This window comes from Nocardia coffeae (assembly GCF_019890715.1).
Lineage (GTDB): Bacteria > Actinomycetota > Actinomycetes > Mycobacteriales > Mycobacteriaceae > Nocardia > Nocardia jiangxiensis.
Window position 1 is genome coordinate 20,869 of record NZ_JAINZY010000027.1, and the last position, 19,260, is coordinate 40,128.

Annotated in this window: 17 protein-coding genes and 1 pseudogene; 11 read left to right on the top strand and 7 right to left on the bottom strand. The window is 63.5% G+C overall.

The window, feature by feature from the left end:
- The first annotated feature begins 66 nt into the window (after positions 1 to 66).
- Genes paaZ through paaI form a run of 3 tightly spaced genes read left to right on the top strand, consistent with a single transcriptional unit; the run spans position 67 to position 2,839 of the window.
- Positions 67 to 2,112: a phenylacetic acid degradation bifunctional protein PaaZ gene (gene paaZ / locus K7711_RS45455; RefSeq protein WP_222979142.1), complete on the top strand. Its 2,046-nt coding sequence runs from the start codon at positions 67 to 69 to the stop codon at positions 2,110 to 2,112.
- A complete protein-coding gene (locus K7711_RS45460; RefSeq protein ID WP_222979144.1) occupies positions 2,109 to 2,426 on the top strand; it encodes an EthD family reductase in 318 nt (105 codons plus the stop codon). The genes paaZ and K7711_RS45460 overlap by 4 nt, the downstream gene beginning before the upstream one ends.
- Entirely contained in the window at positions 2,423 to 2,839 is a 417-nt protein-coding gene (paaI, locus tag K7711_RS45465) for a hydroxyphenylacetyl-CoA thioesterase PaaI (protein WP_235748817.1), read from the top strand. Before K7711_RS45460 ends, paaI begins: the two co-directional genes overlap by 4 nt.
- Before the next feature lie 435 nt (positions 2,840 to 3,274).
- Here the strand turns inward: paaI and K7711_RS45470 are convergent.
- Positions 3,275 to 3,745, bottom strand: a pseudogene (locus K7711_RS45470) (Lrp/AsnC family transcriptional regulator); the annotation flags it as partial.
- 158 nt (positions 3,746 to 3,903) lie between these two features.
- Here K7711_RS45470 and pdhA point away from each other — a divergent pair.
- The 4 genes from pdhA to lpdA are packed head-to-tail and all read left to right on the top strand — an operon-like array spanning position 3,904 to position 8,723.
- Positions 3,904 to 5,019: a pyruvate dehydrogenase (acetyl-transferring) E1 component subunit alpha gene (pdhA, locus tag K7711_RS45475; RefSeq protein ID WP_222979146.1), complete on the top strand. Its 1,116-nt coding sequence runs from the start codon at positions 3,904 to 3,906 to the stop codon at positions 5,017 to 5,019.
- 4 nt (positions 5,020 to 5,023) lie between these two features.
- A complete protein-coding gene (locus tag K7711_RS45480) occupies positions 5,024 to 6,028 on the top strand; it encodes an alpha-ketoacid dehydrogenase subunit beta (protein WP_222979148.1) in 1,005 nt (334 codons plus the stop codon).
- On the top strand, positions 6,025 to 7,350 hold the full coding sequence (locus K7711_RS45485; protein ID WP_222979150.1) for a dihydrolipoamide acetyltransferase family protein: 1,326 nt from the start codon (positions 6,025 to 6,027) through the stop codon (positions 7,348 to 7,350). Before K7711_RS45480 ends, K7711_RS45485 begins: the two co-directional genes overlap by 4 nt.
- Positions 7,350 to 8,723, top strand: coding sequence for a dihydrolipoyl dehydrogenase (gene lpdA, locus K7711_RS45490; RefSeq protein WP_222979152.1), 1,374 nt, complete (start codon positions 7,350 to 7,352; stop codon positions 8,721 to 8,723). The genes K7711_RS45485 and lpdA overlap by 1 nt, the downstream gene beginning before the upstream one ends.
- A 551-nt stretch (positions 8,724 to 9,274) precedes the next feature.
- On the opposite strand, the gene K7711_RS45495 is transcribed toward lpdA, so the two are convergent.
- From K7711_RS45495 to K7711_RS45510, 4 genes are all read right to left on the bottom strand, one after another.
- Positions 9,275 to 10,042 (bottom strand): amino acid ABC transporter ATP-binding protein, encoded by a 768-nt coding sequence (locus K7711_RS45495; protein ID WP_222979154.1) that lies wholly within the window; start codon positions 10,040 to 10,042, stop codon positions 9,275 to 9,277.
- A 121-nt stretch (positions 10,043 to 10,163) separates the two neighbouring features.
- Positions 10,164 to 11,054: an amino acid ABC transporter permease gene (locus K7711_RS45500; RefSeq protein WP_222979155.1), complete on the bottom strand. Its 891-nt coding sequence runs from the start codon at positions 11,052 to 11,054 to the stop codon at positions 10,164 to 10,166.
- A 34-nt stretch (positions 11,055 to 11,088) separates the two neighbouring features.
- Complete coding sequence (locus tag K7711_RS45505; protein ID WP_222979156.1) at positions 11,089 to 12,009, bottom strand: ABC transporter substrate-binding protein; 921 nt, start codon at positions 12,007 to 12,009, stop codon at positions 11,089 to 11,091.
- A 46-nt stretch (positions 12,010 to 12,055) separates the two neighbouring features.
- A complete protein-coding gene (locus K7711_RS45510; protein ID WP_222979157.1) occupies positions 12,056 to 12,871 on the bottom strand; it encodes a prephenate dehydratase in 816 nt (271 codons plus the stop codon).
- Positions 12,872 to 13,184: 313 nt separating this feature from the next.
- On the opposite strand from K7711_RS45510, the gene pdxR reads away from it, so the two are divergent.
- On the top strand, positions 13,185 to 14,570 hold the full coding sequence (pdxR, locus tag K7711_RS45515) for a MocR-like pyridoxine biosynthesis transcription factor PdxR (protein ID WP_222979158.1): 1,386 nt from the start codon (positions 13,185 to 13,187) through the stop codon (positions 14,568 to 14,570).
- Between the two features lie 282 nt (positions 14,571 to 14,852).
- Here pdxR and K7711_RS49500 read toward each other — a convergent pair whose 3' ends face one another.
- Positions 14,853 to 15,788, bottom strand: a complete 936-nt coding sequence (locus tag K7711_RS49500; protein WP_222979159.1) for a LysR substrate-binding domain-containing protein — start codon at positions 15,786 to 15,788, stop codon at positions 14,853 to 14,855.
- Between the two features lie 71 nt (positions 15,789 to 15,859).
- Between K7711_RS49500 and K7711_RS45525 the strand changes: the two genes are divergently transcribed.
- Both K7711_RS45525 and K7711_RS45530 read left to right on the top strand, forming a co-directional pair.
- Positions 15,860 to 16,522 carry a LysE family translocator gene (locus K7711_RS45525; RefSeq protein WP_222979161.1) on the top strand — a complete coding sequence of 221 codons (663 nt, stop codon included), beginning with the start codon at positions 15,860 to 15,862 and terminating at the stop codon, positions 16,520 to 16,522.
- A gap of 84 nt (positions 16,523 to 16,606) precedes the next feature.
- A complete protein-coding gene (locus K7711_RS45530) occupies positions 16,607 to 16,792 on the top strand; it encodes an IS3 family transposase (protein ID WP_222979162.1) in 186 nt (61 codons plus the stop codon).
- A gap of 51 nt (positions 16,793 to 16,843) precedes the next feature.
- Here the strand turns inward: K7711_RS45530 and K7711_RS45535 are convergent, their stop codons facing one another.
- Positions 16,844 to 17,065, bottom strand: a complete 222-nt coding sequence (locus tag K7711_RS45535; RefSeq protein ID WP_222979163.1) for a hypothetical protein — start codon at positions 17,063 to 17,065, stop codon at positions 16,844 to 16,846.
- A 959-nt stretch (positions 17,066 to 18,024) separates the two neighbouring features.
- Here K7711_RS45535 and K7711_RS45540 point away from each other — a divergent pair.
- Positions 18,025 to 18,960 carry a LysR family transcriptional regulator gene (locus K7711_RS45540; protein ID WP_222979164.1) on the top strand — a complete coding sequence of 312 codons (936 nt, stop codon included), beginning with the start codon at positions 18,025 to 18,027 and terminating at the stop codon, positions 18,958 to 18,960.
- The last annotated feature ends 300 nt before the right edge of the window (positions 18,961 to 19,260 follow it).

The window sequence follows — 19,260 nt, forward strand, 5'->3', positions numbered from 1 at the left end:
CTTGACAGGCGCAGCACTCTCGCGGATCGTAATTACCGACCGAATGTTCAGTTCATTGGAGGTTTCATGACCGAGTTGCTGCGCAGCTATGCGGGTGGACACTGGTACACCGCGCCCGATGAGGGCACATCACTGCACAGCGCCGTGGACGGCAGCGTGGTGGCTCGCATCTCGTCGACAGGCCTGGACACCGCGCACATGGTCGACTACGGCCGCACCGTCGCAGGGCCCGCGTTGGCGCAGCTGACCTTCCACGAGCGCGCCGCCGCTCTGAAGGCCCTGGGCGCGTACCTGCTCGAACGCAAGGACGAGTTCTACGCACTGTCCTCGGCCACCGGCGCGACCACCCGCGATTCCGCGATCGACATCGACGGCGGCATCGGCACCCTGCTCAGCTACGCGAGCAAGGCGCGCCGCGAACTGCCGAACCACACCGTGTACCTCGACGGCGCGGTGGAGCAGCTCGGCAAGAAGGGCACGTTCGTCGGCCAGCACATCTTCACCTCGCGACGTGGTGTGGCCGTGCAGATCAACGCGTTCAACTTCCCGGTCTGGGGCTTTCTGGAGAAGCTGGCGCCGACGTTCATAGCCGGTGTGCCCTCGATCGTGAAACCGGCCAGCCAGACGGCCTACCTCACCGAACTGGTAGTCCGCCGCATCATCGAATCCGGCTTGTTGCCCGAGGGCGCACTGCAGTTGGTGTGCGGCAGTGTCGGCAGCCTGCTCGAGCACCTGTCGGGCCAGGACTCGGTGGCCTTCACCGGTTCCGCCGACACCGCTGCGATCCTGCGCGCGCACCCGACCGTGGTCCGCGAAGGCGTGCATTTCACCGCCGAGGCCGATTCGCTCAACGCCTCCATCCTCGGCACCGACGTCAGCGTCGACAGCCCGGAATTCACCCTGTTCGTCAAGCAGCTGGTCACCGAGATGACCGCCAAGGCCGGCCAGAAATGCACCGCGATCCGTCGCGCCCTCGTTCCCGAGAACCTGCTCGACGCCGTTGTGGAGGCGACCACCGCGCGCCTGGGCAAGGTCGTCGTCGGCGCACCCGACGCGGAAGGCGTCACCATGGGCGCACTGGCCGGCCTCGATCAGCGTGAAGAGGTGCGCAAGTCCGTGCGCGAGCTGGCAACCACGTCCCGCATCGTGTTCGGCGACCCGGACACCGTGGCTGTCACCGGCGCTGATGCCGCCACGGGTGCGTTCCTCTCGCCGATCCTGTTGCGCTGCGATGACCGCGACGCCGCCGAGCCGCACGAGATCGAGGCGTTCGGCCCGGTGGCCACCCTCATCGGCTACCGCGACACCGCCGATGCGATCGAGCTGGCGGCGCGCGGCAAGGGCAGTCTGGTCGCCTCGGTGGTCACCGCCGATACGGCGATCGCCCGCGAGATCGTACTGGGCCTGGCCGCGTACCACGGACGCGTCCTGGTGCTGGACAGCGTGGATGCGCGTGAGTCCACAGGACACGGATCCCCGCTGCCGGTCCTGGTGCACGGCGGCCCCGGCCGTGCCGGTGGCGGCGAAGAACTCGGTGGTATCCGCGGCGTCCTGCACCACATGCAACGCACCGCCGTGCAGGGCACTCCGGCCTTGCTCACCGCGGTCGGTGGCCGCTGGGTCCCCGGCGCGGAACGAGCCCACAGCCAGGTGCATCCGTTCCGAAAGGATCTGGGCGAGTTGCGGATCGGCGACACCATCGTCGGCGGTCCTCGTCAGGTCACCCTCGCGGACATCGCCCACTTCGCCGAGTTCACCGGCGATACCTTCTACGCGCACACCGATCCGGAGGCCGCGGCGGCGAATCCGCTCTTCGGTGGCATCGTGGCACACGGATACCTGGTGGTGTCGCTGGCCGCGGGACTGTTCGTCGACCCGGCGCCCGGCCCGGTGCTGGCCAACTTCGGTGTCGACAACCTGCGGTTCCTCACCCCGGTCAAGGCCGAGGACTCGCTGACCGTGACGTTGACCGCCAAGCAGATCAGCCCCCGCGCCAACGCCGGATACGGCGAGGTCCGCTGGGACGCCACGGTGACCAACCAGAACGACGAGCCCGTCGCCACCTACGACGTCCTCACACTCGTCGCCAAGCCCGAAGGAGAAAGCAAGTGACGTACCAGATTTCGGTGTGCTACCGAAAGCCCGACGCCGCCGCCGCATTCGAGGAATACTACCGCTCGACCCACATCCCGCTCACCGAGAAGGTCCCCGGTCTGTCCGGCTTCACCTGGGGCCTGTGCCGGTCCCTGGACGGATCAGAACCCGAATTCTTCGCCGTCGCACAGCTGCAATTCGCCACCGAAGCCGAGCTGCAGCAGGCCCTGGCCTCACCGGAAATGCGCGCCGCGGGCAAAGACGTCCGTAACTTCGCCACCGGCGGTGCAACGATGTTCGTCCAGGACCTCGAAACGGTACGCGCCGGATGACTGCCGTCGAAGGCTTCCAGGTCGAGGCCGCGCGGCGCATGTTCGCCGCTGATGTCGCCTCTCGCCTGCTCGGCATCGAGATCGTCGAACTCGATGCCGGACGGGCCGCCACATCGATGACGGTCACCGAGCAGATGGTCAACGGCCACGGCATCACCCACGGCGGCTACGTCTTCCTCCTCGCCGACACCACCTTCGCCTTGGCCTGCAACAGCCACGGCCAGTCTGCCGTCGCCGCCGCCGCCGACATCCGTTACCTCCGGCCGACCCGAGCGGGCAACGTCTTGACCGCCGTCGCCACCGAACGAGCCCGGTTCGGCCGCAACGGAATCTACGATGTCACCGTCAGCGACTCGGAACATCGAATCATCGCCGAGTTCCGCGGTGACAGCAAGACGATTCGAGCGACCTGACCCCGCGAAGCCAGTACTCCGCCAACTCGACGATCACGCCCGGTGACGACGGCAGTGGCGTTCACCCCGCCCGCCGTCACCGGGTTTTGGCATTGCCGCCCAGATGTTTTCGGCAAGCCGCCGGGAACGATGGTCCTCGATCACGCAATATCGTGTGAGTTTCGGCGGCATTCGGATCACGTGGTCGCGAGAGGTCGCGCAGGGTCATGTGACGGCAATCCTCGATGCCCAGAGCCGGTCCGGATCTTCTTGTGCCTGCGTCCATTTCGGCAGTCCGAGCTGGTCGGTGCTGGTGTGCCGACCGTTCTGGTCGACTTGCGGCGACCGAGTTTGAGATCGGGGTCCTTATCAAGAGCGGGAAGTGTTGAGTGCAGTCGGTTTCGTTGGGCTCCGAGCTGCGGGTTCATCAATTCGCCGTTGTTGGTCGAAGTCCTCGACCCAGTCGGGACCGGGTCCGTTGGCCTCTTCGAAGATCAGCCACGTTTTTGTCGACCGCACTCCGTCGAGGCTCTGTAATCGCTCGAGGACAAGGTGGCGTAGTGCGTTGTTGTCCGGCGCATGGGCGAGGACCAGAACGTCGAAGTCCCCGCCGAGCAGCGAGAAGTGTTCGATGAAAGGCAGAGTGCGCAGCTGGGAGGCGATCCCGCGCCACGAGTCCTGCCGGATCGAGAGGGCGATGAACGCGGACGAGCGCAGTCCAGCCCTGGCATGGGAGATCCTTGTGGTGAAGCCTTCGATAATCCCCGCGTCCTGCAACCGCTCGATGCGGATATAGATGTGTGCGCGGGAGATGTGCGCCTTCTCCGCCAACGCTCGCATCGAGACACGGCTGTCAGCGACGAGTTCCTTGATGATGCGTCGGTCGATCGCGTCGAGCTCGTAGGCACCCGATGCGTCCGTAGCCATCTGTCCATCCCTTTGTGGCCGCTCACACCAGAAGTGAGACAAATTGTCACGTTCTGCGTAACTATAGACCATTTATCTTCGATTTATCTCTCCTGTTGTCCACATGTCAGACCACTTGCGACGATCGGTGGACAAATTGTCTTTCGAAGGTAGATGTGATGCCGGTAGACGCGACCCCGACAAGGCCCTATAGGAAATTCCTACCCGCCGAGCGTGCGGTGCAGTACCTCGACGCGGCCGGTGAGCTGACCGGAAACGAGGCCCGATATCCGAGGCCGACCGACGAACGCCTGCTGCAGATGTACCGGAACATGGTGCTGGGCAGGCGCTTCGATCAGCAAGCGACGGCCCTGACCAAACAGGGCAGGCTGGCCGTGTACCCGTCGTCGCGGGGGCAGGAGGCGTGCCAGATCGCGGCGGCGATGAGTCTGCGGCCCACCGACTGGATGTTCCCCACATACCGAGACTCGGTGGCGCTCGCCGCGCGCGGCATCGACCCGGTCGAGATCCTCAGCATGCTCGCCGGCGACTGGCACTGCGGCTACGACCCTGCCCATCACCGCAGCGCACCTCAGTGCACCCCGCTGGCAACCCAGTTGCTGCACGCGACAGGAGTAGCGCACGGCGAACACCGCAAGGGAAAAGACACCGTCGCCCTCGCGTTCTGCGGCGATGGGGCGACCAGTGAAGGCGACTTCCACGAGGCCCTCAACTTCGCCGCCGTGTTCAAAGCCCCGGTGGTTTTTCTGGTGCAGAACAACGGATTCGCGATCAGCGTGCCGATCGCCCGGCAAAGCGCGGCGCCGACATTGGCGTACAAGGGAGTCGGCTACGGCATCGGCAGCGAACACGTCGATGGAAACGACCCGGTCGCCATGCTCGCCGTGATGGACGAGGCCGCGCAATTCGTCCGTGCCGGCAACGGTCCGGTCATCGTCGAAGCTCACACCTACCGGATCGACGCGCACACCAATGCCGACGACGCCACCCGCTACCGCGATTCGTCCGAAGTCGAGCAGTGGCTCTCGCGTGACCCGCTGAGCAGGCTGGAGACGTACTTGCGCGGAAAGAGCTTGTTCGACGACACATCGGCGGATGCGCTCACCGAGGACGCCGAAGCCGCCGCAGCGGCCCTGCGCGCTGGCATGAACCTCGATCGACCGACCGACCCGATGGATCTGTTCCGGTACGTCTTCGCCGAGCAGACCCCGCAACTACGAGAGCAGCGCGCACAGGCGGAAGCCGAACTGGCCGCCGAATCCCAGGAGAACTGACACCGTGCCCACACTCACCATGGCCCAGGCTCTGAACACCGCACTGCGCGACGCCCTCGCCGCCGACCAGAACATCGTCGTCTTCGGCGAAGATGTCGGCGCTCTCGGCGGTGTCTTCCGCGTCACCGACGGACTCACCCGCGACTTCGGCGACGATCGCTGCTTCGACACCCCGCTCGCCGAATCCGGCATAATCGGTTTCGCGATCGGCATGGCGATGGCCGGGTTCAGACCGGTCGTCGAAATGCAATTCGACGCGTTCGCCTACCCGGCGTTCGAGCAGATCGTGTCCCACGTCGCGAAGATTCGGAATCGCACGAAAGGTGCACTGTCCGTCCCGATCGTCATCCGCATCCCATACGCCGGGGGTATCGGCGGCGTCGAGCACCACTGCGATTCCAGCGAGGGCTACTACGCGCACACCCCCGGGCTGAAAGTCGTCGCCCCGTCCACCGTCGCGGACGCCTACACCCTGTTGCGCGCTGCGATCAACGACCCCGACCCGGTGATCTTCCTCGAACCCAAACGCCTGTACTTCTCGCGCGCCGACGTAGATCTGGGGGCAGGTGCGCCGATCGGGCAGGCCGCCGTGCGTCGTCCCGGCCAGGACGCGACCCTCATCGCGTACGGACCGTCTGTGACCGTCGCGCTCGAGTCCGCCGCGGCCGCCGCAACAGAGGGGCGTGACATCGAGGTGATCGACCTGCGTTCGCTCGTGCCGTTCGACGACGACACGGTCATGGCATCGGTCCGCAAGACCGGGCGGTGCATCGTCATTCAGGAAGCACAGGGATTCGCCGGGGTCGGAGCCGAGATCGTCGCCCGTGTCCAGGAACGGTGCTTCCATCACCTACACGCACCGGTGTTGCGGGTCAGTGGATTCGACATCCCGTACCCCGCCCCAAAACTCGAACATCTCCACCTGCCGAGCGTCGACCGGGTACTCGACAGTATCGACCGATTGCAGTGGAACGATTCGGTCGACACCCGTTGGTCGGTGCCCGCATGAGCAATCAAGTATTTGTGCTCCCCGACCTCGGCGAAGGACTCACCGAAGCCGATATCGCCGAATGGAAGGTCCAGGTCGGTGACTCCGTCACCATCGACCAGGTGGTCGTCGAAGTCGAGACCGCCAAAGCCGCGGTCGAGGTACCAATTCCCTTCGAAGGCACCGTGATCGCATTGCACGGCGAAGAAGGCTCGACGCTGAAGGTCGGCACGCCACTGATCACCATCAGCGGCGCCGAGTCCGACGCCGACACCGCTGACAGCTCGATCGCACTCGCAGGTGAGCAACACCTCGAGGAGGAACGGGGCAGGTCCGGCAATGTTCTCATCGGGTACGGCACCAACCAGGACACCCGCCGCCGCAGGCGCCGTGTACGACCGGTCGCTCCGCCCCCCAGCAGGGCGCCATCGGACGCTGTCGTTTCTACGAAACCAAGACCATCCGCTGCGCCCAGGCCACCGAGCCGGGTGATCTCTCCAGTGGTGCGCTTTCTCGCTCACACCCACGGCTTGGATCTGGCGGCGTTGTCCGGATCCGGCGTGGGTGGTGTGATCACCCGTGCCGACATCGACCGCGCCCTCGCCGATGCCCCGGACAACCCGAGCACATCATCTCGCCCGGCAACAGCGGACCAGCGATTCCCGCTCAAGGGGCTACGCAAGGCCGTAGCCGACAAGCTCTCGACCAGTCGACGGGAGATCCCGGACGCGACCACGTGGGTGGATGTCGATGCCACCGAACTCTTGGCGGCTCGACGCACGATCAATGCAACTCTGACCGACGACGAGCAGATCAGTCTGCTGGCGCTGCTCGCGCGGTTGACCATCGCCGCGCTGCACTGGTTCCCGGAGTTGAACTCCTCCGTCGATACCGAAGACAACGAAATCGTCCGATACCGGCATGTGCACCTGGGCATCGCGACACAAACGCCTCGCGGGCTCGTCGTCCCGGTGATCGACAAGGCCGACGCGCTCACGACTGTCGAACTCGCCCGGCAACTGCGGGAGACCACGGCGCTGGCCCGCGCGGGAACGCTCCCGCCGACACGACTGACGGGTGGCACGTTCACCCTCAACAACTACGGGGTCTTCGGCGTGGATGGGTCGACCCCGATCATCAACCATCCCGAGGCCGCGATCGTGGGAGTCGGCCGCATCGTCGACAAACCATGGGTCGTGGACGGGCAGTTGACCGTCCGGAAGGTGACTCAGGTATCGCTGAGTTTCGATCACCGAGTATGCGACGGCGGCATCGCAGGCGGGTTCCTCAGATTATTCGCCGACTACATCGAGAATCCCATCACTCTGCTGGGGAGGCTCTGATGACCGGCGTGCACAGTGACGTCCTGATCCTCGGTGGCGGCTCCAGCGGTTACGCCTGCGCCTTCCGCGCCGCGCAACTCGGACTGTCGGTCACGCTGATCGAGGCGGACAAGGTTGGCGGAACCTGCCTGCACCGAGGCTGTATCCCCACGAAGGCGATGTTGCATTCCGCCGAAGTCGCCGACACCGCCCGCAGCGGTGCGGCGTTCGGAGTGCGAACGATGTTCGAGGGGATCGACATCGAGGCAGTGCACCAGTTCAAAAACAGCACCATCGAGAGGCTGCACAAAGGGCTGCAAGGCCTGGTCGTCCACCACAAGGTAACTTTCGTGAACGGGCACGGAAAGTACGTCGGGCACAAGACGATCGAGGTGGACGGCACTCGCTACACGGGGACGTCCGTGGTGCTGGCGACCGGGTCCTACGCCCGCACGATCGAGTCCATCGACCTCGGTGAGCGCATCGTCACCAGCAACGAAGCACTGAACCTCGGGTTCGTTCCGAACAAGGCCATCGTTCTGGGCGGAGGCGTGATCGGTGTCGAATTCGCCAGCGTCTGGGCATCGTTCGGTGCGGAGGTGACCGTAGTCGAGGCTCTCCCCCGCCTGATAGCCGCGGAGGACCCGTGGTGTTCGAAGCAACTCGAACGCGCATTCCGCAGACGCGGAATTTCCGCCCGCACCGGCGTGCGGGTCGCCGCGGCAAAGGAAACCTCGAACCGAGTTCATGTGGAACTCGCCGGTGGCGACACGCTCGAGGCGGACATCCTGCTGGTGGCGGTGGGACGTGGTCCGCGCACGGCGGACAGCGGATTCGCCGAACATGGCGTAGCCCTCGACCGTGGTTTCGTGGTCACCGACGATCGTCTGCGCACCGGCGCCGAGGGGGTGTACGCCGTCGGGGACATCGTGGCAGGGCTCCAGCTGGCACACCGCGGCTTCCATCAGGGAATCTTCGTCGCCGAGGAGATCGCCGGCCTCGCGCCGGTTCCTGTTGCGGACCAGCTCATTCCACGCGTGACATATTCGCATCCGGAGGTCGCGTCCGTCGGGCTCGACGAAGACGCCGCGCGGAAGCGCTACGGCAACATCACGTCCGTGGTGTATGACCTCACTGGTAACGGCAAGAGTCAGATCCTGAAGACCTCGGGCGGGGTCAAGGTGATACGTGCCGGCGACACCGGCCCTGTGGTGGGAGTGCACATGGTCGGCCATCGCGTCGGCGAACTGATCGGCGAGGCCCAGCTGGCCGTCGCCTGGGAAGCGCTGCCCTCCGACGTCGCACCGTTCATCCACGCGCACCCCACTCAGAACGAGGCACTGGGTGAGGCAATGCTCGCATTGTCGGGCACACCTCTGCACACCCACACGTAGCGAGCACCTGCGGCTCCCCCAACCCGACACGCATGTCCCTCCTCGACGAGGATGAGCACATAGCCGAGCTTGCGCTCAGCTTTTTGGGGCAAACGCCGGTGGCGCTGCCCAATGCGAAGGCAACCACCGTGAGCAGCACCGTGGCCGGGCCGGGGTAGGACTGAGCGGGAAGCAGGTGATGGATCCGAATTCTCCTGTGCCCCAGATAAATACATACGACGGGCGGAGTTGTTGCTCCGCCCGTCGTACGCCCCTCATCGGGTCCAGTCGCCAGCCTCCGCTACCGATGGTCTTGTTCGCCTCGATGACGTACTGATCGGTATAGGACTTGGCGAAATCGATCGACTACTGGGTCTTTCCGCCTGCTGATCCAATCGCCAGCGCGGCCTGCGGGGCACACCGACGAAACCGCCCCGGTGGTGCGAGTGCGACCAGAGTGACATCGAGGTCCGCTACGACAGACCACACTTATGCAGGCAGTCGGAGAATTATCCCAGGACGAACTCGGGCACGGTCAGACACCCATCTCCAGGTTGAAATTCATAACAGGATCAGAGAATACGCGAGAGGAAGGCTCGGGTGCGCTCGTGTTCGGGAGTAGTGAGCACCTTCTGCGGCGGCCCGCTTTCGATGATCCTTCCACCATCCATCATGATCACTTGGTCGGCGACATCTCGGGCGAAGGCAATTTCATGGGTCACCACGAGCATGCTCATCCCCTCGGCCGCGAGTTCCTTCATGACACTGAGCACTTCGCCGACAAGCTCGGGGTCGAGAGCGGAGGTTGGTTCGTCGAAGAGCATGAGTTTGGGTTCCATGGCGAGCGCTCGCGCAATAGCCACTCGTTGCTGCTGTCCACCGGATAGTTGTGCGGGGTAGGACTGACCTTTGGCAGCCAAGCCGACACGGTCCAGCAGTTCCAAGGCTGTGGTCCGGGACGGCTCCTTTTTCCGTTTACCGACGATACGGGGCCCGGCCATGACGTTCTCGAGGACTGTCATATGCGCGAATAGATTGAAGCTTTGGAACACCATCCCGATTCCGTGCCGCGCACGAGCCGCATCACGCTCGGACATCTCGTACAGCTTGCCGTCCTTTTCGTGATAGCCGACTACGACGCCGTCTACCCGAATCACACCTTTGTCGATGGTTTCGAGGTGATTGACGCAGCGCAGGAGCGTCGACTTCCCCGAACCGGAGGGGCCGAGGAGGCACGTGACCTCGCCCCGTCCAGCGTCGAAGCTCACGCCGCGCAGCACCGAGTTGGTTCCGTATGATTTCTCGACATCGCGAGCTGTCACGATAACGTCGTTAGGCATGGGTTTTCCTTAGATCCTGCGCCGACCAGCGGTGCCGACGACTCGAACTGTCCAAGATGTAAGACTTGCGTCCGAAGCCCGAGTCGATCGCCATGCATTGGGGCGGGCCGGGCTCGACACGTTACGCTCCGGCGAGGTTTCGCCGGAAGAACCGTCTCTGTCTGGCGGTAGTGAGCTGGGAGCGTCCGGCTCGTCGCTCGAGCAGGGACTGTCCGAACGTGAAGATCGTCGTGAGGATGATGTACCACAGCGACGCCACCAGCAGCAATTCGATGATGGCGAGGTTCCGCTGGTACACCGTCTCGGCTTTGTTGAGGAGTTCGCTGTACTGGACGATGCTCGCCAGCGAGGAGGACTTGAGCATGATCACGAACTGATTGCCGGTGCCGGGCAGGCACACGCGGAACGCCTGCGGTAGCACGATCCTGGTGGTCACCTGGAAAGGGCTCATGCCCAGCGCTTTGGCGGCTTGGCGTTGACCGTTGTCGACGGACAGGATGCCTCCGCGGATGATCTCACCCATGTAGGCGCCTTCGTTCACGCCGAGTCCGATCAGTGCTGCAACGAACGGTGTCATGATCGAATTGGTGGTGTATTCGCCCAGAAATGGCACATAGATCGTGGGGAAGATCAGTGACATGTTGTACCACAACAGCAACTGGACGAGCACCGGGGTACCACGGAACAGCCAGATGTAGGTGCTGGCCACACCTTTGAGCACGGGATTGGCCGACAGCCGCGCCAGCGCGGCGAGAACGCCGAGGACAAGTCCGATGGCCATCGCCGTCACGCTCAGAATGACCGTGTTGAGTACGCCGTAAATGACGAAGGGCTGAGTAAAGTACTCCGCGGTAATACCGTAGCCAATATCGGCATTCGCGAAGGCCCGAATCAACAATGCGGCGATGACTACCAGGACCGCCCCTGTCACATAGCGCCCGTAGTGTTTCTTACGAACTATTTCCACCGGTCTCGCCAGTTCTTGGATCGGCGTAGTCGCGCTGCTTTTCATTTTCTATTTCATCCATCCTGAAGCACGTTCAATGCTAGGCATTTCCGTCATTGACGGTTATGCTGTCGATTTTCGAGCCATTGAGCGACCACTTGTTCATGATCTCTCCATACTGTCCGGTTGCGATGAGCTCCTGCAGTGCAGCGCGCACCGCATCGCGAAGGGCGGGCTGGCCTTTCGCCATTGTGAAGCCAGCCTTGATCGGACTGATGATATCGCCGGTCGCGTCATAGTCCGGACTTGTCCGCCCCTCGTAGGACGCGACTCCGTAGGACGCGACAGTGGCAACAGCACGCCCGCCTTTGATCTGCAGCAGCGCGGACGGGACCGTGTCGAACTTCAACACCTCGATGGCAGGCTTTCCCGAACCGGCACACTGTTGCTCGCTGAGGGTCTCGACGATGTCGACGTTGCTGCTACCGTCCTGCACCGACACCGTCTTGCCACACAGATCGGCGGGGACCCGGATGTTGGCGGGATTGCCCTGGGCGACCAGGATTCCTGCGCCGGTGATGGCGAAATCGACGAAGTCCACCTTCAGCCGCGATTGCGCACGGTCCTTGGTCCAGTCCCAGTACAGATCCACCCGGTGGCTGGTGACGGACGGAATCGATTGGTCGAACGCGACATTCCGCAGGTCTATCCGCACCCCGAGCAGCGGGCCGACGGCATTGGCGAGGTCGACGTTGACCCCTTCCACAGTCCGGTTATCCGACCCGATGAAGGCAAAGGGCGGCGCGGACGCATCGGTACCCAGCTTCAGGACGCCGGCTGCGCGAATCTGCTCTGGGAGCATGGAATTGAACTTGGCCTTCGCGCCACCGTTCGCGCCCGAGCTTCCGGCCTCACCGACCTTCTGCGCACCGCACCCTGCTGTAATGAGCGCACCCGCTACCAGCAGTGCCGTCACCGACATCGCGGTGCGGCCCCGTTTTCTTCCCAGTGTGATTGTCATCGTCTTGCTCCTGATTGGTTTCGCATCGGTGTAGGGGTCGGCAAAGTCAGGCTGCGAACTCGGCGTAGCTGCCCAGGTGACGGACATCCGCTAGGCCTTCGAGCTCTTTCCGGACGAGAGCGATGTTGTCGCCGTCGCGGCCCCGGTGGAGGCTCACATGCACCGAGTAGTCCCCGAGGGCGCCCCGTCGGGTCACGGCATCGACACGTTCGATCGCGACGCCGGAGGCGGCGAGAACGCGCAGGACGCCGGAGACATCGGCCCCCAGGGGGGTGATCAGCAGATTGGTCTTCGTGGCCGGTGCCTCGACAGTGTTCACCCGGCCCAGCATCCAGAAGCGAGTGACGTCGCCGGGCGGATCCGCGATGTCAGCAACGAGCTGCTCCAATCCGAGAGCCGCGGCGGTGTCCGGTGCGCAGATCGCCGCTCGATCACGCCCCGCGCTGGCCGCCACTTCCCGGGCACCCGCTGCGGTCGACCCGGCGAAGACTGCAGCGGCGTGCGGAACGTTCGTCTTGAGCCAAGCTCGGCATTCCGAGAGCGCTTCCGGGTGGCTGTGGATCCGCGTAATCTCGCTCAGCTCGGTTCCCGGCTTGGCGACGAGCGCGAGCGGCGCTTCGTAGACCACCTCCCCGCACACCTCCAGGGCACTATCGAGCAGCTCACGGAAGTGCGGTTCGATCATGCCGAGGAGGTTGGTCTCCATGGCCAAGACGCTGAAGTCCACCGCGCCGGTCGCGGCGCAGGTCGCCAGTTCCGCAGGCGTGTCGATTGGTTGGATCTGCCCTCCGAATCGTTCGACAATCGTTGTCGCCACGTGCCAGTGGTTGGAACCCTCAGGTCCTAGGTAACCGATCTTCATTCGTCTGTAATCTTTCCGTAGCAGCGGCATGCAGGTGATCTGGGGCACTTTCTGCCCGTAGGTTGACAGACGTTAGTCGCGTTCGAGATCAGCGAAGGATCCAATTCTGGTCCGCGATCGCAGACCAATTCGCGTAGGTGCTTCTTGTCGGCAGCGATGGCTATGGTGAAGGCCAGCGGGCCGACGGGGGTTGAGTGACTGTGCGTGCTCGCACTGAGAGAGGGTGCACCTTCGTATGACAACTTTCGCACCGAAGTGGGCCGCTGATCTGCGTCTGGACCTGACCATCGACAGCCCAGGCCGCCGACAGACGATGACGGTTCGCATTCAGGAGGCGATCAAACAGGCGATCAGAAACGGACATCTCGCAGCAGGCGCCCGGTTGCCGCCTTCGCGCACGCTCGCCCGTGAGCTGCACTGCTCCCGGTCGGTGGTAGTGAACGCCTATGGGCAGCTGACCATGCAGGGATTCCTGCAATCTCGACGAGGCTCGGGCACCGTCGTCGCGGAGGGCCCCGCCGCCGCTCCCGCTCCCCGACTACCCGTGAAGTCTCCTACATCGCAGCTAACCTTCGCCGCAGGGGTAGCCGACCTCAGTTCGTTTCCCCGCACAGAGTGGACGAATGCCATTCGACATGTGATGTCCACGGCGTCACGTGACGATCTGCAATATTCGAGCCCGAACGGAAATGCCAAATTCCGCGAAGCGCTTGCCGAACGGTTGGCCCGTATACGAGGAGTCGCAGCCCAGCCGCACGATATTCATGTATGCGGCGGCACAGTGCAGTCGATCAGCCTGCTCGCACGTGTGCTCGCCGACGAGGGCCACAGCACCATAGCGGTTGAGAACCCCAGCTGGGACCGGTTGCGTCCGCCGCTCGCATCGGTCGACCTACAGTTGGTCCCGATCCGCGTCGACGACGAGGGGATCTGCGTCGCGGATCTGTGGGCGCATCCGGACGTACGGGTCGTGCTCCTCACACCAGCGCACCAATTCCCGACTGGAGTGATCATGTCGGACGCTCGGCGTTCCGAACTTCTCGAATGGGCCACCACGCGCGACGCCCTCGTCATCGAGGACGATTACGATGCCGAGTTCAACTATGGGACTGCCGCAGTCCACGCAGTGCAATCCACTATGCCGGACCGAGTCGTCTACCTCGGGACCACCAGCAAGATCCTCAGCCCTGCCCTCCGCTTGGGCTGGATGGTCACGCCGACCTGGATGACACCGCGCGTCAACGCGATACGGGAGCACTTCGACCTCGGGGTTCCAGTCATCGACCAACTGGCGCTGACGTACCTCATCACCACCGGACTGCTCGACCGTCATTTGCGTCGAACGCGCCCGAAATACAACCGCCGACGACATGCCCTCATCTCCGCCCTCCACGCTGAACTCGATGACATCGAGATCTCCTCCGCCCCGGCCGGACTGCATCTCCTTGTTCGATTCCCGAATATCTGCGCCGAGGATCGCCTGGTCGCTGAGGCTGCACGACTCTCGCTGCCTGTTCTGAGCCTGCAACGATTCCGACTCGAGGAGTTGCAGGACAACAGACCTACCCTCGTCCTCGGATACGCCAACATGACTGAGGATTCGATCGTCGCCGGCGCAAGAGTCCTCGCCCAAGCCTGGCGGGCGGTACGCGCTCGCCCCGACCCTCAGTCTGGAAAGATGGCGTTGCCTGCCGACTGAGACTTTGTCTCACACACCCGTAGATGCCTGTCGTTTCCGAGATGCCGCACGTAACGGCATGTGTGGCATCTCGGCCGCACTGTTCAGAGGCGGTATGTGTCGGCCGTAGGCGTGACCGGGCCACGAGCGCTGTCTCTCCGGCGCCGAGCATCTCCATCAACCGGCGGCGCTGTCGGCGATCGCGTGGAATGCACTGGGCGCCAGTGTGTCGTCACGCACTACATTGACACTGATCTCACCATGCGTCGGTAAGGTCTTGTCCCACAACCGAATACGACTGCCTCAAGAATCATTGCGGCTCCGGCTGCCGGTGAGTGACCGTGCCCGTATCTCGAGCGCAGCGGCCAAACGTTGTGCTGCGCCGTGTCGCCACGGCCGGATCGGCATGTAGATGCCCACGAACCTTTTCGGCAGAGTATCGATCGCGAGATCGGATGTGCCGGGTATACCGGCCAATGCCAGGTGTGGCACGAGCGCGATGCCGACACCTGCGGCGACGAGCGCACACATGAAGCGGTAGTCGCTCGATCGGCAGGCGACCTCGGGACGGAACCCGTGAACTGCTGCGAGAGTGTCCAATACGGATCCAGGCTCACCCCACGCATGGATCCATCGTTCGTGGGCGAATGCCGTGATGCTCGCGGACGACCGCCCGGCCAGGTTGTGATCTGCCGGGACCACGAGTCGCAGTTCGTCGCTCATCAGGTGTTGGTATTCACCGGGACCGGCCAGATCCGACCAGTTGCGCGGGGGTTCGGGAGTGTGAAAGTGATAGACGAGCGCCAAGTCGGCCTCACCGTGACGGACCGCTGCGAGGGCATCGTCGGGCTCGGCTTCGACCACCGTGATGTCAGCAGGTTGGTGAGCGTCGGCGGTCAAATCTGTCAAAGCGGGCGCAAGCAGCACCTCACCAGCGCTGGGAAAGGCGACAACGGTCAGGGACGACGGTCCTTCGGCGCGAAACTCGGCCAATCGTCGTTCGACAGCCCGCACTTCGGAGGCCACGGCGACGGCACCTTCGAGCAGGATGTGGCCTGCGGCCGTCAATCTCACGCCACGAGTACTTCGTTCGACCAATTGCACACCGACCGACCGTTCCAGCGCGGCGATCTGCTGCGATACCGCCGATGGAGTGTGATGCAAAGCTGTGGCGGCACCCGCGAAGGAGCCGGCTGACGCCACTTCCCGGAATACCGCCAGACGCTGCACATCGATCATAAGAAGATCTTACGATGCAGTCCTCAAGTCATCAGTTCTGCTGGCGATTTGCATCCCAGACACTGGCTGTCATGACACCGATGCTCTCCGGCCAGCAGTGGTGGCTCTTCATGGGCGTCCTGGTCGTCAGCTATCTCTCTCCGGGCCCGGACGCGATGATGATCATCCGGGCGAGCCGCCACGGACGCGCCACGGGCTTCGCGGCCGCGGCGGGTGCACTCACCGGGCTGGCCGTATATGCCGTTCTCAGCACTGCCGGCCTGGCTACGCTCATTTCCGCTCGACCGGAAAGCATCGAGATCCTCTCGCTCTTGGGGGCGGGATACCTCACCTACCTCGGCTTGCGAACGATTGCTGCGATCCGAGCGGTTCCGCGCGAACTCCCCCACGACGGCCACGAAGGCGCGGACACACACTCACCACGTCACCGCGGGGGAATTTTCGCAGCGACTCTGCTGACCAACCTGACCAACCCGAAAGTACTGCTCTTCTTCATTGCCGTTCTCCCGCAATTCGTCGATGACAGAGCACCGCTTCCACCCGCTCGGCAACTCGCAATACTGGGAGCCGCCGACGTCGCGGCGGGTCTCGTGCTTCTTCCGATCATCGTGGTGTGTGCCGCGAAGCTCGTCGGGAATCTCGGACCGCGAGGCGCGTGGCGATTCGAGATCGGCGTCGGCTGCCTGCTCACTGCGTTCGGCTTGATCCTCGCTGTCGAGACAATAACCCGGTAGAAATACTGCTTCCGTCGCCACCTCAGGACCTATCGCAAAGCCCGCCGCCGACCACCCTCGGCCCGCGACATCGCCGATGCCTTTGTGGACAACGCCCTGCGTGATCCGCGCGAGAAACCCGAAGCGATGTACGGGCGCCGCAAGATGACCCGCTACTTGCGCCGTCAAGGCCACACTGTGGCGTTCTGCACGGTCGACCGGATCATGCGCGGGCTCGGCATGAACGGTGTCGTGCAGGGCTGCTGCCCTGAGGCGCAGAACCAGGATTGAGGGAAGAATCAACCACTTCTGGTCAGTACATCGCGCTGCGCCCACCAAGGCTCAGCGTTGCAGTCGGTGCCTGCCGCCGTAGCTCTCGCTCACGGCCTTCTCTGGCGCTTGAATCGCCCCGGGTCCAGCCCAGTGGCCTGTGAAGCGGCGTAGCTCCTCGGTCGGATTCTCGACACTGCCCCGCAGATGCGCACAGAACGCGTCCAACGAACCGTACCGGGCCACGATATCCCTAACCAGATGCGCCGCAGTCGTGTTCAGAACTACCGGCATCGCTTCCTTTCCTTCATCATCAGAATCACCCCGGTTCTCACCCGCCAATCGGATAGCCCCGCCCGCCTCACAGCGGACCTGCCACAGGCAACGCGGACGAACGGGGCTCCACCATCGCGATTACGCCAATCTCCACCCGATGCCGCGACGGCGCTTCCCACCCTATCCAGCCGACTCTCACACATGACAATCTTCCGGCGAGTCCAGCTGGGCGCGCCCCTCATAGCGGAGAAAACGGTCAATATCGCCTTCTTCTCGGTACGGTTACCGTCGTCGACGGCAACGACGACGCAGTCAATTGGTAACTGCTAGATAGCTACACCGTCGGCTCGCACACGGATCGCGTCAGAGTTGTCCGTCTCCGTCCCGAATGGATCGGTTCCAGGGTCACGGTCACCTCGTCGTCATCCGATTTACCTGCACAAAGCTCGCCGCACCGCACCAATCCGCACTCAGCCCTTCATGGCGACATCCGGTTCCAGTGATTACCGAACCGGTCTACTGGTATGAGGACGTTCGACTGTTACCGCCGCACGGCTGAGCGACCGGGGCCGCAGCGTCCGGCCGCGATGTGCGCTAACCACTACACCCCGGCGATCACCGACATTCAGGCAGCGATCCCCGTTGATACCCGAACTGCCCATCGGTGGATCGGCGGTAATTGGCGCCGAACTGGACGCTTGGTGGAATTGAGGTATCATTAACAGCGCCGAGCGGGCTCGACATTCGGTTCCCGGAATGAAGACGTACATCTGGTGGCTCGTTGTGTTGCGACACTGTGTCCGACCACGAACTGCAGGGTAATTCTTGGGGATATAGCATTCTGCAATTACTTATCTTGCAGGCTGGCTACTCGGATTCACTGGCATGCAACCAAGTTGATGGTGACCGTGCCCCAATGATTCATCGCTGGTTATCTCTCCACGCTACCGTGGCGAACGCTCGGAAGGAGCAGCGTCATGGAATTCCGGCATTTGATCTCTTTCATCGCCATCGCCGAAGAGCTACATTTCGGTCGCGCAGCGCAGCGCCTTCACCTCACTCAACCAAGCCTGTCCGCCCAGCTACAGAAATTGGAAAAGTCTCTCGGAGTACGCCTGGTCGCCCGCAACTCGCACGAGGTGCAGTTGACTGCGGCTGGGCGGGCGTTCGAGCCACAAGCTCGCCAGATCATGGTCCGGATGGACCGCGCTGCCGCAGTAGCCAAGGCCACCGCCGAGGGCCGGGCAGGCTCGGTCGGTGTCGGCTACAACTTGCCCGCCAGCCGCCACATTCTGCCGCGCACTTTGACCCGGATGACCGAGCGACATCCGGATGTAGTGGTGTCGTTGTGGGAAAAGCGCACTGGGCCGCAGCTCACTGCGCTCTCGGACGGATCGTTGGATATTGCCCTCGTCTACGGTCACCCCAGCACCGTGGACTTCCGGTACCGGAAGGTGCTGCATCGGGTGCCGCTGGTTGCGGTGGTTGGGCGGCGGCACAGGTGGGCAGATCGGCCAGGTGTGTCGTTCAACGAACTGCAGCATCAGGAGTGTGTGCTGTTCGGTCGCGAGCAATGCCCGGCCATGTACGACACCATTTTCCACGCGGCCGCGCAGTCACAAATCTCGCTGTCGGTGTCGCATCAGGCCGATGATCCGGGCGCGACGGCGCACCTGGTGTCGGTACGGCCGCTGGTCGGTTTCGCGTCCTTACCGCGCGCAATTTATATGGGTAGCGGCGAGCCCGGCAGCCCTTCAGTCGCGGTGAAATTGATGGAGCCGGTACCAACTCTCGATTTGTACGCGGTGTGGCGGTCGGGAGAAACGAACCCTGCGGTCGCCGCCTTTCTCGACTGCATCGAATCCACACAGCCCGATCATCCTCGACCGGCTTCTGCTGCGGTGATTCGATAGGCATCGGCTGCCGTGCAGTAGAAACGACGCCAGCCAGCGACAAGAAACGTCGCTGACGAGCAGAAGGCCGGGACTACTGCAGGATCTAGTTGACCGTACAGCGACTGTCGCCATGCGCTGCATGCGGGAAACACCGTCTGACGGGCCGAGTCGGCATTCCCCTGACGCCACTGAGGCCAACTCGTCAACCGCAAGCGGTGACAGGGACCGATCGCCAATTATGGGACCCGATGACAGCGATTCGGGATCTTCTGTCGATTAGGCACTCGTGATTAATTAACCACGAGCCCTTAGACGTCT

What these genes read in the sequence shown, in the direction of transcription:
- K7711_RS45495 (WP_222979154.1), bottom strand. Translation starts at nt 10,042, where the DNA reads ATGCCTAACGACGTTATCGTGACAGCTCGCGATGTCGAGAAATCATAC.
- K7711_RS45505 (WP_222979156.1), bottom strand. Translation starts at nt 12,009, where the DNA reads ATGACAATCACACTGGGAAGAAAACGGGGCCGCACCGCGATGTCGGTG.
- paaI (WP_235748817.1), top strand. Translation starts at nt 2,423, where the DNA reads ATGACTGCCGTCGAAGGCTTCCAGGTCGAGGCCGCGCGGCGCATGTTC.
- K7711_RS45500 (WP_222979155.1), bottom strand. Translation starts at nt 11,054, where the DNA reads ATGAAAAGCAGCGCGACTACGCCGATCCAAGAACTGGCGAGACCGGTG.
- pdxR (WP_222979158.1), top strand. Translation starts at nt 13,185, where the DNA reads ATGACGGTTCGCATTCAGGAGGCGATCAAACAGGCGATCAGAAACGGA.
- K7711_RS49500 (WP_222979159.1), bottom strand. Translation starts at nt 15,788, where the DNA reads ATGATCGATGTGCAGCGTCTGGCGGTATTCCGGGAAGTGGCGTCAGCC.
- K7711_RS45510 (WP_222979157.1), bottom strand. Translation starts at nt 12,871, where the DNA reads ATGAAGATCGGTTACCTAGGACCTGAGGGTTCCAACCACTGGCACGTG.
- K7711_RS45485 (WP_222979150.1), top strand. Translation starts at nt 6,025, where the DNA reads ATGAGCAATCAAGTATTTGTGCTCCCCGACCTCGGCGAAGGACTCACC.
- paaZ (WP_222979142.1), top strand. Translation starts at nt 67, where the DNA reads ATGACCGAGTTGCTGCGCAGCTATGCGGGTGGACACTGGTACACCGCG.
- K7711_RS45535 (WP_222979163.1), bottom strand. Translation starts at nt 17,065, where the DNA reads ATGCCGGTAGTTCTGAACACGACTGCGGCGCATCTGGTTAGGGATATC.
- lpdA (WP_222979152.1), top strand. Translation starts at nt 7,350, where the DNA reads ATGACCGGCGTGCACAGTGACGTCCTGATCCTCGGTGGCGGCTCCAGC.
- K7711_RS45525 (WP_222979161.1), top strand. Translation starts at nt 15,860, where the DNA reads ATGACACCGATGCTCTCCGGCCAGCAGTGGTGGCTCTTCATGGGCGTC.
- K7711_RS45540 (WP_222979164.1), top strand. Translation starts at nt 18,025, where the DNA reads ATGGAATTCCGGCATTTGATCTCTTTCATCGCCATCGCCGAAGAGCTA.
- pdhA (WP_222979146.1), top strand. Translation starts at nt 3,904, where the DNA reads ATGCCGGTAGACGCGACCCCGACAAGGCCCTATAGGAAATTCCTACCC.